Annotated in this window: 15 protein-coding genes and 1 riboswitch; of the genes, 9 read left to right on the top strand and 6 right to left on the bottom strand. The window is 37.4% G+C overall.

What is annotated here, in order from left to right:
* Positions 1-64: 64 nt before the first annotated feature.
* Genes thiE through thiM form a run of 3 tightly spaced genes read right to left on the bottom strand, consistent with a single transcriptional unit; the run spans position 65 to position 2,278 of the window.
* Positions 65-709 carry a thiamine phosphate synthase gene (gene thiE, locus LBYS11_RS17090; RefSeq protein ID WP_103118659.1) on the bottom strand — a complete coding sequence of 215 codons (645 nt, stop codon included), beginning with the start codon at positions 707-709 and terminating at the stop codon, positions 65-67.
* Entirely contained in the window at positions 699-1,523 is an 825-nt protein-coding gene (gene thiD, locus LBYS11_RS17085; RefSeq protein ID WP_066037556.1) for a bifunctional hydroxymethylpyrimidine kinase/phosphomethylpyrimidine kinase, read from the bottom strand. The genes thiE and thiD overlap by 11 nt, the downstream gene beginning before the upstream one ends.
* A complete protein-coding gene (gene thiM, locus LBYS11_RS17080) occupies positions 1,511-2,278 on the bottom strand; it encodes a hydroxyethylthiazole kinase (RefSeq protein ID WP_048393544.1) in 768 nt (255 codons plus the stop codon). Before thiM ends, thiD begins: the two co-directional genes overlap by 13 nt.
* Positions 2,279-2,361: 83 nt before the next feature.
* Positions 2,362-2,459, bottom strand: a riboswitch (TPP riboswitch).
* Between the two features lie 190 nt (positions 2,460-2,649).
* Between thiM and mbcS the strand changes: the two genes are divergently transcribed.
* The 5 genes from mbcS (at position 2,650) to LBYS11_RS17055 (ending at position 7,718) form a co-directional block, all read left to right on the top strand.
* A complete protein-coding gene (gene mbcS / locus LBYS11_RS17075; RefSeq protein ID WP_103118658.1) occupies positions 2,650-4,233 on the top strand; it encodes an acyl-CoA synthetase MbcS in 1,584 nt (527 codons plus the stop codon).
* A gap of 185 nt (positions 4,234-4,418) precedes the next feature.
* Positions 4,419-5,432, top strand: a complete 1,014-nt coding sequence (gene sppA / locus LBYS11_RS17070; RefSeq protein ID WP_048393549.1) for a signal peptide peptidase SppA — start codon at positions 4,419-4,421, stop codon at positions 5,430-5,432.
* A gap of 12 nt (positions 5,433-5,444) precedes the next feature.
* Entirely contained in the window at positions 5,445-6,071 is a 627-nt protein-coding gene (locus LBYS11_RS17065; RefSeq protein ID WP_103118657.1) for an RDD family protein, read from the top strand.
* A 124-nt stretch (positions 6,072-6,195) separates the two neighbouring features.
* Positions 6,196-6,699, top strand: a complete 504-nt coding sequence (tpx, locus tag LBYS11_RS17060) for a thiol peroxidase (protein ID WP_004226187.1) — start codon at positions 6,196-6,198, stop codon at positions 6,697-6,699.
* 89 nt (positions 6,700-6,788) lie between these two features.
* A complete protein-coding gene (locus LBYS11_RS17055; protein WP_103118656.1) occupies positions 6,789-7,718 on the top strand; it encodes a class I SAM-dependent methyltransferase in 930 nt (309 codons plus the stop codon).
* Positions 7,719-7,779: 61 nt separating this feature from the next.
* Here LBYS11_RS17055 and LBYS11_RS17050 read toward each other — a convergent pair whose 3' ends face one another.
* Complete coding sequence (locus LBYS11_RS17050; protein WP_004226191.1) at positions 7,780-8,229, bottom strand: universal stress protein; 450 nt, start codon at positions 8,227-8,229, stop codon at positions 7,780-7,782.
* A 421-nt stretch (positions 8,230-8,650) separates the two neighbouring features.
* Between LBYS11_RS17050 and ald the strand changes: the two genes are divergently transcribed.
* Positions 8,651-9,766, top strand: a complete 1,116-nt coding sequence (gene ald, locus LBYS11_RS17045; RefSeq protein ID WP_004226195.1) for an alanine dehydrogenase — start codon at positions 8,651-8,653, stop codon at positions 9,764-9,766.
* A gap of 51 nt (positions 9,767-9,817) precedes the next feature.
* On the opposite strand, the gene LBYS11_RS17040 is transcribed toward ald, so the two are convergent.
* On the bottom strand, positions 9,818-10,906 hold the full coding sequence (locus tag LBYS11_RS17040) for a M24 family metallopeptidase (RefSeq protein ID WP_103118655.1): 1,089 nt from the start codon (positions 10,904-10,906) through the stop codon (positions 9,818-9,820).
* 233 nt (positions 10,907-11,139) lie between these two features.
* Here LBYS11_RS17040 and LBYS11_RS17035 point away from each other — a divergent pair, with 233 nt between their 5' ends.
* Positions 11,140-11,823, top strand: coding sequence for a metal-dependent hydrolase (locus tag LBYS11_RS17035; RefSeq protein ID WP_016994815.1), 684 nt, complete (start codon positions 11,140-11,142; stop codon positions 11,821-11,823).
* A gap of 152 nt (positions 11,824-11,975) precedes the next feature.
* The gene (locus LBYS11_RS17030) at positions 11,976-13,283 is read left to right on the top strand and encodes a DRTGG domain-containing protein (RefSeq protein WP_004226205.1); all 1,308 of its coding nucleotides are present in this window, start codon (positions 11,976-11,978) and stop codon (positions 13,281-13,283) included.
* Between the two features lie 55 nt (positions 13,284-13,338).
* Here the strand turns inward: LBYS11_RS17030 and LBYS11_RS17025 are convergent, their stop codons facing one another.
* Positions 13,339-13,644, bottom strand: coding sequence for a YtpI family protein (locus tag LBYS11_RS17025; RefSeq protein ID WP_048393558.1), 306 nt, complete (start codon positions 13,642-13,644; stop codon positions 13,339-13,341).
* A 90-nt stretch (positions 13,645-13,734) separates the two neighbouring features.
* On the opposite strand from LBYS11_RS17025, the gene LBYS11_RS17020 reads away from it, so the two are divergent.
* Positions 13,735-14,679, top strand: coding sequence for a DHH family phosphoesterase (locus tag LBYS11_RS17020; protein ID WP_082148153.1), 945 nt, complete (start codon positions 13,735-13,737; stop codon positions 14,677-14,679).
* Positions 14,680-14,683 lie beyond the last annotated feature (4 nt).

Here is a 14,683-nt window from a genome sequence, read left to right as displayed (position 1 = left end):
ATTAAGCATTTATAAACTTAAAACCAGTGACCGTAAAAGGCACTGGTTTTAGTTTGTTTATTGATCATTTATTTATACGAGATAAGGATCTAAATGTAGCTACTGTATGATCAACATCTTTGCTTTGACAAATAGCTGAAATAACAGCAACACCATCAACCCCCGTTTGAAATACAGAATGTACATTTGTGAAATTTATTCCACCAATTGCTACAATTGGTAATTCAGGATGTAATGAATGTGCCTCCTGTAAAAAAGATGTACCACATGGTGGTTGTGCATCACTTTTAGAGGATGTTGGAAAGATTGGACCGATACCAACATAATCAGCTTGATGGTTAATAGCTATTTGCAATTCTTCCTCGCAATGGACAGATACACCAAGAATCATGTTCCCGATTCTTTTACGTGCTACACTTACAGGTAAATCATCTTGTCCGATATGAACACCATCAGCTCCTAGTCGTATCGCTAGATCAACATCGTCATTAATGATAAAGGGCACATGATAGTGATGACATAGTTTTTGACATTGGCGTGCAAATTGTTCATAGGCAAGTCCTGTTAACGCGTGAGGACCTTTTTCACGAAATTGAAACATTGTAATGCCTGCTTGCAAGGCTTTTTCTAGGATATAGATAGGTTGTTCTTGAGGAGGAACATTGCTCGTACCCATAATAAAATAAAGCTCCAAATCCTCACGTTTCATGAATAATCACCTCACAGCCTTCCTTATACTGTTGATAAGCAAAATGATTAGTGGGTCCATGACCATTTCCAATCGATAAATTAAACATAATAGCTAATTGGATAAATTTTTTAGCTTCTATAATGGCATTTTCCAGAGCAAATCCTTGTCCAAGAAAAGCAGTAAGTGCTGCGGAAAATGTACATCCAGTACCATGCGTATTTTTTGTTTGGATTCGTGGAGACTGCAAAGAAAAAGAACGTCCATTTTTGCAAAATACATAATCAATGGCATAAAGTGGATCTGCTAAATGACCACCTTTAATGATGACACATTGTACACCTAGCTGTAACAAGCTTTGAGCTACTTCTTTCATATCTTCAAAATGATGAATAGATCTCCCAGTAAGTGTCTCTGCCTCGGGTATATTGGGCGTAACAACCGTAGCAAGTGGTAATAAAGTTGAGCGTAAGGCATCGATAGCTTCTTGCTGTAATAGGCTTTCCCCACCTTTTGCAATCATCACCGGATCAACAATCAGTGGAATGTTTAGCTCCCTGATCTTGTGTGCAATTGCTTTGATAATTTCTGAGGAATAAAGCATTCCTGTTTTAATCGCAGCGATTGGAAAATCTTCTACTAAGGCCTCTAATTGTTTTTTTATAAAGGAAACGTCAATAGGGCAAACACCTGTTACACCCAAAGTATTTTGAGCAGTTAGAGCAGTAATAACAGAAGTACCGAACACTTCTAATTCCTGAAATGTTTTTAAATCAGCCTGTATACCCGCGCCACCACCACTATCTGAGCCAGCGATTGTTGTTACAATATGCATGAAGCTGCACCATCCTTTGATAAGCGATGTATAGCATTGAGTAAGGCTATTTGAAAATCACCAATGTCTGCAGTAAATGCGGATGCCAGTACACCTGCTTTTTTATAGTAAGTAAGTGTTTCTGTTAATTGTTGGTAAGGATTATGGCTTACACTATAGGCTGCGCCACAAATTGCGCTAAGTAAACAACCTGTACCCGTTACTTCCGTCATTTGTGGATGACCACCAGCGATCCATTGGCTATGCTTGCCATCAGTTATAAAATCGCGTTCTCCTGTGACAATAACAATGCATTGATAGCGTTGAGCCAATGATGTGGCTTCTAATTCCATAGCGATAGTGCCATGACCACTATCGACACCTTTTTGTTGCCAATTTACACCAACTATTGCTGCTAGCTCGCCGAGATTACAGCGAATCACGGCAAAGTGTATGTTTTCCAGTAAGTATCTTACGGTTTCCTTACGATAAGTTGTGGCTCCAACTCCGACAGGATCTAAAATAACAGGAATACCAAGTTTATTGGCTTTTTCACCTGCTAATAACATGGCACTTTTTGTGCGATCATTAAGTGTTCCAATATTAATTAATAATGCTTGAGCAATGGCCACCATCTCCTCTACCTCTTGGTAGTCATCGGCCATTACTGGTGAAGCACCTATCGCTAATAAACCATTTGCTTGAAAATTTGCCACTACATAATTGGTTATACAATGGATAAGTGGTTGCTGTTGACGAATTGTTTGAAAAATCATTGTAGTCCTCCTTTAGGGATGGACGTAAGCATGCAAAAAAGGCTCTTTTTGTGTAAAAATGCACGAAAAGAGCCTTTCATCTGAAAACGATGTTTATTGCTCCCTACGTCAGTATTAACTAACAGGTTCAAAGGGTCAGGTTTTACCTTCTCAACTCTTACGAGTCCCCCTGCAATCTTGCTTTTAGTTGACCAAAATGTACCATACTTTTCATTTGTATTCAATAGCAAGTTTTCCTATAGATAAAATGTGACCGATGCCATATAGGAGGGTATGATAGTTGTCATGACTTTACCGAAATTAAGCACAAACCATTGAAAATGCTGAAAAAAGAGTTTTATAATGTGTCATAACAAAAGGGGGCAATTGCCATGAAAAGACAAGATTTAGTTGCACCAGAATGGTATAACATAGTAGAGGAAATTGAAAAATATGCTCAGGATGCAGCCAAAAATGCTTTAATCATTTATGAAGAAAACCAAGACATCCAATGTATTACATATGCACATTTATTGGAAAAAGCGAATCAAGCAGCACATGTATTCACCAAGCAAGGTTTAAAGAAAGGTGATGTCATTTTAGTAATGGTACCACGTTCGGTTGAAGCATATATTGTGTATATTGCTGCATTGAAAGCGGGTTTAACTATTATTCCAAGTTCTGAGATGTTAAGAACAAAGGATATTGAGTATCGAATTCATCATGCAAATGCTAAAGCAGTTATTGCATTTGAACCCTATATTGAACAGTTCGATAAAGTGGGAAATTTACAAGACATACCGCAATTTGTCATAGGGAATGCACATGAACCTTGGCAGAACATACTTGAAAAAATGAATAATCAACCTACAACCTACATAAATCCTATCCCAACAAAAAGCACAGACAATGCATTTTTAGCCTATACAAGCGGAACAACAGGAAATCCAAAAGCAGCAGTGCATACGCATAGTTGGGGCTATGCTCATTTACGAACAACAGCACCACATTGGTTGGGTGTACAAGAAAATGATATTGTTTGGGCGACTGCAGCACCAGGGTGGCAAAAATGGATTTGGAGTCCATTTCTAGCTACTTTAGGCAGTGGTGCTACTGCATTTGTCTACAAAGGTAAATTTGAAGCAGCTTCTTATTTAGCATTGCTTGAGAGATTCAAAATCAATGTACTATGCTGTACACCAACTGAATATCGTTTTATGGCAGCGCTTGAAAATTTACATGAATATGATTTAAGTGCAATTCGCCAAGCTGTATCAGCTGGTGAGCCATTAAATAGTGAGGTTATTAGAGTATTCTTGGAAGCATTCAAATTACAAGTGCGAGATGGCTATGGACAAACGGAAAATACATTATTGGTAGGCACAATGGTAGGGATGGAAGCGAGAGTTGGGTCTATGGGAAAACCTACTCCTGGCAACACTGTTGAAATTATTAATGATTTGGGCAAACCTGTTACAATCGGAGAAGTTGGTGATATTGCTGTTCATCGCGAAACGCCAGCACTCTTTAAAAAATATTTAAATGATCCTGAACGTACAAATTTACAATTTCGTGGGGATTGGTATATTACAGGAGATCGTGCCTATAAAGATGAAGATGGCTACTTTTGGTTTGACGGACGAGGAGACGATGTTATTATATCCTCAGGCTATACAATTGGCCCTTTTGAAGTAGAGGATGCTTTAATGAAACATCCAACTGTAAAAGAGGCTGCTGTTATAGCGAGCCCTGATAAAGTAAGAGGAAATATTGTCAAAGCATTTATTGTTCTGCGCAATGGTGAAAAAGGTGATGGAGCGCTTATTCAAACACTCCAAAGTCATGTTAAATCATTGACCGCTCCTTATAAATATCCACGTGCTATTGAATTTGTAGAGGAACTACCAAAAACATCTTCTGGGAAAATTAGACGTGTCGAATTACGGCAACAAGAAATCAAACACCTCCAATTATAATCATTTCCTAGGAAATAATGTCGAAAATCAAAGTTCATCAAAGGTATGGACTTTGATTTTTTTATTTTTTTAGGTAAGGTAATATGAGGAAATACATAGCTTAAAGCTTTTTGTGTTTAATTATTGCAAAAAAATGAAACAAATTGGCAAGTCATACGTATTACGTGTTGAGGAGGCGGAAAGACATGAATGTAAAAAGGTGGGTTGCTTTAGTAGTGGCTGGTGTTCTTTTACTATTTTCGTTAGGAATTAATACCATTTTTGCGCTATTTAAAGCAGATTTCCTAGGTAATTTTGATAGCTTAATGGCAGGTAATAGCTTAGATGTATATGAAAATGTTATTGAAGGGGAGAATTTTGATAAGCGAATTGCTTATTTAAAGGTAGATGGAACGATTCAAGATATCGGCTCAAGTACATTGTGGCAACCAGTTGCCTATGATCATCAATTTTTCTTAGAACAATTGGATAATATTTTATATGATGAGTCCATACAGGGTGTTGTTTTAAGCGTTAATTCACCAGGTGGTGGTGTAAAGGAATCTGCAGATATCTATAAAAAGCTACTAAAAATAAAAGAAGAACGACAAATTCCAATTTATGTATCAATGGATTCTATGGCAGCTTCAGGTGGTTATTATATTTCTGCACCAGCAGATAAAATATTTGCCCATCGTGATACAATAACAGGCTCTATTGGTGTCATCATGCAATCAATTAACTATCAAGAGCTGGCTGAAAAAGTAGGAGTCAAATTTGAAACGTTTAAATCGGGAGAGCATAAAGATATGCTAAGTCCAATGCGTGAAGTGACAGCAGAGGAACGTGCAATGATGCAAGATATGATTAATGAAACGTACGAAGAATTTGTAGATATTGTAGAGCAGGGACGTAATATGTCTGAAGCAGAAGTGAAGAAGGTTGCAGATGGTCGTATTCTTGGCGGTACAAAAGCACTTGAAGCAGGGTTAATTGATGAAATTGGTGATGAAGAAGCGGCCATTGCAGCTCTTCGTGAGGATTATGGACTTGAAGATGCAGCTTTATTTGAGTATTCATACGATATGGGTGGCTGGCAATCGTACGTAGGTATGAAAATTGGCTCCATGTTCGGTCCCTCTGCCGAAGAAAAAATGCTAATGAAAATCATGACGGACTATAGCGCTCCGAAAATGATGTATCTATATGGGGAATACTAAGGGGGGAGCACAATGACAAACGATGAAATTGTTATGCAAGGTTCACCCTCATTGGAAAATGGCTTCTATATAAACACTTCAGGAAAATCAGCACATGAAAAAAACTATGCATTAAAAACTGCTGGTTTTTGGGTACGATTTTGGGCATTTTTATTAGACGGATTCATCATTTCTGCTGTAGGTGGAATACTCGTCAATCCTATCTTCTATTTAATGGATTGGTCTTTATCTGATTCGGTTTGGTATGCGCCAATTTCTATTATTACAGCAATTTTCTACTATAGCTATTTTGTGCTGATGACCAAGTTCTTTGGGCAAACACTAGGGAAAATGGTGTTCGGATTACGTGTAATTTCATTAAAGCACGATCAGCTAACTTGGTCAGATGTGTTATTCCGTGATTGGATTGGTCGTATCATCAATAATATTTTTATGCCACTGTATATTTTGGTAGTGATTTTGCCAGAAAATCAAGGCTTACATGATTATTTTGCCGATACAACAGTGGTACACGAAAAAATCTTTATTGAAAAGGCTTCAACACCGACTACTTTACCAAAACAAGAAGAACATATAGAAATTACTGTGCAAGAAGAAAAAATAGACTTAGCCAAGCTAGAGGAAAAAAATGAACAATAAACATAAGACTGTCTCAAATTAGGAGACAGTCTTATCTATTTCTAAGTATGTAAGCTATCATAGTTGCAATTAATTCCCTTCATTTAGTAATATTATGTACATATGATGATTAGGAGGCGTTTAGATGGCACAAGTAACATTTAAAAATGGTCCAGTGACACTAGTAGGAAATGAAGTAAAGGTGGGCGATCAAGCTCCAGATTTTACGGTATTAGCGAATGACCTATCACCTGTAACATTAAATGATTCAGAAGGAAAAATTCGTTTATTTAGTGTTGTACCATCATTAGATACTGGTGTATGTGATGCGCAAACACGTCGATTCAATGAGGAAGCAGCTAACTTAGGTGATAATGTAGTCATTTATACAGTATCTGTGGATCTTCCATTCGCTCAAAAGCGTTGGTGTGGTGCAGCAGGTATAGATGCAGTCCAAACTGTATCAGATCACCGCGACCTTTCATTTGGTGAGGCATATGGCGTATACATTCAAGAATTACGTCTTCTGACACGTGCAGTATTCGTTGTGGATGCAAACAATAAAGTAACATATGTTGAATATGTACCTGAAGCTACAGATCATCCAAACTATGAAGCGGCCATTGCAGCTGTCAAAGCACTAGCATAATAAGCTGCTTTTAGGCTAAGATAATACTAGACAAAGGGGCTGTGACAAGTGTTTGTCACGGCTCTTTTCTGCGTGAAAGGAAGTTAGATATGGAAAATATCGAAAAGTTATTTGGTTTGCTAAATGAGCATGCCGAAAAAATCGAAAAAGAACACAATATAACGTTACTAGAAGGATTATTAGATGGGTTAGAGGCATGGCTTGATGGCGAAGTTGATTTTTCTCAAAAAGATGCAACAAAAGAGGATATTCGTAAAGCTATTCAAATTGCTATTTTAAAAGGGATGCGCAAAGGCTCACAGCCGAATCATCAAATGACTCCTGACACGTTAGGGCTATTAGTGGGCTACTTTGTGGAGCAGATTTTTGCAGAGCGTCTTGAAAATGAAAAGATCTCGATCATGGACCCAGCAGTAGGCACGGGCAATTTATTACTGACGGTTATGAATTTATTAGATGGAAAAGTGGAAGCAACAGGTGTAGAGGTGGATGAGCTACTTATTCGTCTTGCTGCGGCAACTGCTGACTTAACAGAACAACCTATTTCTTTATACCGTCAAGATGCCTTAGAAGATTTATTGGTCAATCCATTGGATGCCGTTGTTTGTGATCTACCTGTAGGTTATTATCCAAATGAAGAAGTGGCGCTCGATTATGAATTATGTCCAGCGGAGGGGATGAGTTATGCCCATCATTTATTCATCGAGCAATCAATGAATTATACAAAGGATGGCGGCTATTTATTTTTCCTTGCACCATCTCATCTGTTTGAGTCAGAGCAGTCTAAGCAATTACACAAATACATTCAAAAACATGCGTGGATTCAAGCGATTATTCAATTACCTGACTCGATGTTTGCAAATAAATCATTAGAGAAGAGCATTGTGATTTTACAAAAACAATCGAAGGAATTGAAAGCACCTAAAGAAGTCCTATTAGCTAAAGTACCAAATATGCAGAATAAGCAGGCACTTGCGCTATTCTTTGAAAAAGTGAAGATGTGGAAAGAGGGCAAGTAATTGCACTTGAGTGCAAGTAAAAAGGTATCCTATACAAGGATACCTTTTTATGTATTACAAATTAGTTTTCAGGCGTACGGATAACTAGTACGTCACATTTAGCTGAACGTACAATAGCCTCAGATACAGAACCGATTAGGAAGCGTTCTACTGCATTTAGACCAGTTGCACCACAAATGATTAAATCTGCGTCTACGATGTTAGAAAGCTCTTTTGTTATGATATTTTTTGGAGAGCCATACTCGATGATAAGATTAACATTCGTTAAACCTTCATCTTCAGCTTGCTTTTTGTAACCATTTAATAGTTCTTCAGAAAATGCTTGAGCACGCTCTGCAATGGAACGGTCATATGCTTCGATAGCAGCAAATGAACGAGTATCGATTACATTTACTAGATTTAACACTGCACCTTCGTTTCGTTTTGCAACATCAATTGATTTACGAAACGCGTATTCAGCTTCTTTTGAACCGTCTACTGCAACAACAATGCTTTTATAATGATTAGCCATTTGAAAAACCTCCCTGATTTGTATATGTTGATTATACCAAATGATTTTCTAAAGGAAATACTTTCCGCAAGAAAAATTATGAAAATGTGAAGGCATTTCATGTAGAAATGTTAATTAATTATAAATATCTAATTCCCACTATTTGCAGTGTGTAAACGTCTTTTGATTGGTTTCAACTACACATGAATCAGTTCCATTAACTGCTACCTATACTCCTTTTTAGTTTTTAAATATAGTAATTTATAATGATATACAACGTTTGAATATTTGTTATTTTGGAAATCTTATAAATTTTATCTGTATTTGCATTAGTTAAAGCTTTTTTTGCAATTGTTTGGTAATATGGAAGTGCAAGGGGTGCATCAAGTTTAGTTACATAAATGATGCTTATTTCTTACGTTATGGAAGGGGATAGGAAACAATGAAGATTGGTATTCCAAAGGAAATTAAAAACAATGAAAACCGTGTAGCAATGACACCAGCAGGAGTTGTCACTTTAACACATGCAGGGCATGAAGTGTACATTGAAACAGGAGCGGGGCTAGGTTCAAGCTTTACGGATGCTGATTACATTGCAGCAGGTGCTCATATTGTTCAAACAGCTAAAGAAGCTTGGTCCCAAGAAATGATTATGAAGGTAAAAGAACCTGTAGCTTCTGAGTATGATTACTTCTACGAGGGTCAAATTTTATTCACTTATTTACACTTAGCGCCAGAGGTTGAATTAACTCAGGCACTTTTAAATAAAAAAGTTGTAGGAATTGCCTACGAAACAGTACAATTAGCAAATGGTTCATTACCTTTGTTAACACCAATGAGTGAAGTCGCTGGTAAAATGGCTACACAAATTGGTGCACAGTTCTTAGAGAGAAACCATGCTGGTAAAGGTATTTTATTAGGTGGTGTATCGGGTGTACAACGTGGAAAAGTGACAGTAATTGGCGGTGGTATTGCGGGTACAAATGCTGCAAAAATTGCTGTTGGCATGGGTGCTGATGTGACAGTTATCGATTTAAGCCCAGAACGTTTACGTCAATTAGAAGATATGTTTGGACGCGATGTTCAAACATTAATGTCTAATCCATATAATATTGCAGAATCAGTGAAAGATTCAGATTTAGTTATTGGTGCTGTATTAATTCCAGGCGCAAAAGCACCGAAACTTGTATCGGAAGAAATGATTCAATCAATGCAAGCCGGCTCTGTTGTAGTGGATATTGCAATTGACCAAGGTGGTATTTTTGCAACATCTGATCGTGTGACAACACATGATGATCCAACATATGTGAAGCATGGCGTTGTACACTATGCAGTTGCAAATATGCCTGGTGCGGTACCACGTACTTCTACAATTGCATTAACAAATAATACAATCCCATATGCACTTCAAATTGCCAACAAAGGCTACAAACAAGCTTGCCTTGATAATGCAGCACTGAAAAAAGGTGTGAATACATTAGATGGACAACTTGTTTATAAAGCAGTGGCAGATTCGCAAGGACTACCATTTGTCAATGTGGATGAATTAATTCAATAAACTTTGCTGGACAGAGAAAAAGGAAGCACACTAGTTGCTTCCTTTTTTGCATTATAGAATGATTAAATCTTTCGGGAATTTTGTTAATACTTCAACGCCATCTTTTGTAACGACAACATCATCCTCAATACGTACGCCTGTTACATCTGATTTATAAATGCCAGGCTCAATCGTAAAGACCATACCTTCTTCCATCGTCATCTCATTGGCACCTGTAACAGATGGGAATTCATGCACAGAAATACCAAGACCATGTCCAAGGCGGTGCGTGAAATATTCACCATAACCAGCCTCTGTAATTGTATCACGCGCAATTTTGTCTAAGTCCATCGCACGAACACCTGGTTTTACTGCTGCGACAGCATTTGTATTGGCAGCTAAAACAGTTTGATAAATTTCTTTTTGTGCTTCACTAGGCTCCCCAAAAGCTACAGTACGTGTAATATCTGAGCAATAGCCATCGTAAATAACGCCAAGGTCAAATAGTACCATATCACCTTTATCAATTTTACGTGCACCTGGCTTCCCGTGAGGAGAGGCAGTTTTTGGACCACTCAATACCATTGTTTCAAAAGACATTTTACAGCCTTTATCTTGAATGGCACTTTCGATTGCTGTTAGGATTTCCATTTCTGTTTTACCTTCAGCAATTTCCTTGCAACCGATTTCAATTGCATAATCGGCCAATTCAGCAGCTTTACGTAATTTTTCTAATTCACTTTCATCTTTGATTACGCGCATCGCATTAATTTTTTCGTCAAGACGCACAAAGCTAGCTTGAGGGAAAGATTGCTGTAAAGCTTCCAAGCGCTCAACAATGAGTTGTGCTTTTTCAATAGCAAATGTAGCTGGGGTGATTTGGCGTGCTACAATCGCTTGAGCAAGAACTTCCATCGAATTTTCTGTATCTTGATGACCAATTACCTCATAAGACCAACCAGCAGCCTTTGCATCTGGAATCTCCATTTGTGGACAAATTAGAAAAGGCTCCGCATCTTTAAAAATCATGACTCCTAGTAATCTTTCATGTGGATTACTTTTAAAGCCTGAAACGTAAAAAACATTGTCAGGTGTTGTTACGAACGCTGCATCGATATGATTTTGCTGCAAGTAACGTTGGATTTCTTCAACCTTTGACATTAATATGTCCTCCTTTTAGTGCATTGAAAATTTTACGTAAGAAAGCTTCGACTGCCGAAAAAAGTAGCGAGGTTTCTTATCGAGTACTGAATAATTATGCTCTAACAGGGTATAAAGCTGTTAAAGAATACTACCATTATTCTCTGTACAAGCATATCAAAAAAAGGGAAAAAGCGCATGGGTAGCGAATTAAAATGTTGGACTGTACTTTGTTAATCGAGGAGGATGTTAAGATGAAAATAAGTTATCATGGACATTCAGTTGTCAAAATACAAACAAATGGAAAAACGATATTAATTGACCCTTTTATTAATGGCAATGGGCAAACAGACTTAAAAGTGGCTGACGAAGCGCCAGATATTATTTTACTTACACATGGCCATAATGATCATGTTGGAGATACAGTAGAATTAGCGAAGAAAAAAGATGCGCTAGTCATTGCGCCAAATGAGCTGGCTAATTGGATTTCTTGGCAAGGTGTAAAAACACACCCAATGCATATAGGTGGTGCGAAGGAATTTGACTTCGGTAAAGTAAAGTTTACACAAGCCTTTCATGGCTCTTCTTATGTAACAGAAAATAACGAAATAATTTATATGGGCATGCCTGCTGGAATTTTATTATTTATTGAAGGATTAACAATTTATCATGCGGGCGATACAGCTCTTTTTGGTGATATGAAACTAATTGGTGAACGACATCCAATTGATATTGCATTCTTACCAATTGGTGATAATTTTACAATGGGGCCAGAGGATGCAGCGTGTGCAGTTTCGTTTTTAAAGCCGAAAATTGTCGTACCGATTCATTACAATACATTCCCACCAATCGAGCAAGATCCACAGATTTTTGCAGATTTAGTACAAAATACAGAAGTTCAAATTTTGAAAGCTGGCGAAAAAGTAAACTGTTTCTAATCGTTGGTAATGCTGTACTATATGAATTGACACCACGCTGGTAGTTGAAATGATGGGGAAAGTTAAACAATTTCATCACTTTATATTAAATATTTTCATAAAAAATATGGTACACTAAGAGCAGAATTGAAGCTTAGGAAATAGGTGATATTTTGTCTACAAAACATGAGAAAATTTTACAATACATCGAATCACTACCCGTGGGCGATAAAATTTCAGTACGGCAAATAGCAAAGGAAATGCAAGTGAGTGAAGGAACAGCTTACCGTGCAATTAAGGAAGCTGAAAATCGTCGCTTAGTAAGTTCTATTGAACGTGTTGGAACAATTCGTATTGAGAAAAAAAAGAAAGAAAATATTGAGCGCTTAACTTTTGCAGAAATTGTTAATATTGTAGATGGCCAAGTTTTAGGTGGTAAATCAGGTCTACATAAAACACTAACAAAATTTGTTATTGGAGCTATGCAATTAGAGGACATGATGCGTTACACTGATGCAGGTAGCTTATTAATTGTTGGTAACCGTATTAAAGCACATGAGAATGCCCTTCGAGCGGGGGCAGCTGTTTTAATCACCGGCGGTTTTGATACTACGGAAGATAATAAGTTGCTTGCAGATTCATTAGATTTACCAATTATTTCAACAAGCTACGATACGTTTACAGTAGCAACAATGATTAACCGGGCAATCTATGACCAATTGATTAAAAAAGATATTCTTTTTATCGAAGACATTTATGTACCGATGACTGACACTGCAGCATTAAAAAATGATGAAACAATTCATCATTTCCAGAAGCTGAATGAACGTACAACCCATGGTGCATTTCCTGTAGTTACCCACCAAAATAAATTGGTCGGTATGATTACCGTAAAAGACGTCATTGGTCGTGAAGAAAACGAGCTTATTGAAAAAGTAATGACGAAAAACCCAATTGCTGGCTCCATGAAAATGAGTGTCGCTTCGGCAGGACATCGAATGATTTGGGAGGGGATTGATCTCTTACCAATTGTAGATGACGACAATATTTTACAGGGTGTTATTAGCCGTCAAGATGTACTGAAGGCGTTGCAATTAGCACAAAGACAGCCACAGCATGGTGAAACGATTGATGATTTAGTGAAAAATGAAATGAAGGTATTAGGTGATGAAGAACTCATCGTTGAATTTAAAGTCACACCACAAATGACTAATCAATATGGAGCAATTTCATACGGTGCTTTTACAACTTTACTAGCTGAGGTCGGTTCATTCGCATTAAAACGACGTAAACGTGGAGATGCAGTGGCAGAGAATATGACTATTTACTTTATTAAACCAGTCCAAATGGAAAGTACGCTAACTGTTAAGCCTCGGATTTTAGATATGAGTCGTAAGTTTGTGAAGATGGATTTTGAAGTGTATAATCAACAAATGCTTGTTGGTAAGGCAATGATGATGTTCCAACTATTAGAACGTTAAGTATTGAAAAGGGATGGCCTAGCGCAATTGCTTGGTCATCCCTTTGTTACATATATTATTGATTAATGCGGAATTCTTCCTCAACAAATTGTCCATAATGACGTGCTTTTTTTATATTTTCTACAATAACTAAGATGCCGAGCGCGGCAAGAATTGCTACAATAATAAATGTAAATAAGCTCGGGAATAAATAAGCTTGATTTAAAGCAAATGACAATATTAAGGAACCTAAGCCGATGTTCGCTTTGCTTTTATACCAGTTTTTAGCAATAGGTAATGGAGAACGGAATTGTTTTGTTTTAAAATAAAAATAAAAAACAAAAGATATGATAATCGCAAACACAAATATTAAATTGAGCATAGTAAACCTCCTAGCATAACTAGACATTATTGTAACGATAATTATGTAAAAATGCTAACGGTTCTTACTATCATTTTGGGGGAAATTATTGTGAAAAGACAAATCATCGACACAATTGAGGCCAATGAAACCATTATTATCCATCGTCATGTACGTCCTGATCCTGATGCTTATGGCTCACAGCAAGGCTTAAAAGAGATTATTTTAGCCAATTATCCTGAGAAAAAGGTTTTTGCTGTAGGGGAACATGATGCTTCTTTATCTTTTATGGCACAGCCTGATGAAATAGCGGATGAAGTGTATGAAAATGCTTTAGTTATTGTCACTGACACGGCTAATACAGAACGTGTTGACGACCAACGCTACACAAAAGGAAAAATGGTGATAAAAATTGATCATCATCCAAATGATGATGCTTATGGTGATCTTTTATGGGTGGACACGACAGCAAGCTCTTGTAGTGAAATGATCTATGAATTATATGAAGAAGGCAAGGAAGTAGCAAACTGGAAACTTTCAGATGCTGCTGCACGCTTATTATTTGCAGGAATAGTGGGCGATACAGGCAGATTCCAATTCCCGAGTACAACAGCTAAAACATTTAAAGTTGCTGCGGATCTGATTACATATGATTTTGATCGAAACCAACTATTTGATGGCATGTACGAAATGGAGCAAAAATTACTTAATTTACAGGGATATATTTATCAAAACTTTACAATGGATGAGCATGGAGCTGCCTATGTGAAGCTAACAAAAGAATTACTGGCAGAGCATGACACTGTGCCATCTGAGGCTTCTTTATTAGTAGGCTGCCTAGGCAGTGTTAAAGATATATGCTCATGGGTTGTTTTCATTGAAGAGGGGGATCAGATCCGTGTACGATTACGTTCGAAGGGTCCCGTTATCAATACATTAGCAAAAGAATTTAACGGTGGCGGACATCCGCTTGCATCTGGTGCTACTGCCTATTCATGGGAAGAAGCAGACCTCGTTATTGCAAGATTAAAAGAGATTTGTAAAGCGTATCATTAACAGA

Origin of the sequence: Lysinibacillus sp. YS11 (genome assembly GCF_002896375.1) — a bacterium.
Classification (GTDB): Bacteria; Bacillota; Bacilli; order Bacillales_A; family Planococcaceae; genus Lysinibacillus; species Lysinibacillus capsici.
The sequence above is the reverse complement of the archived record's forward strand: the minus strand, read 5'-3'. Positions and strand labels throughout refer to the sequence as shown.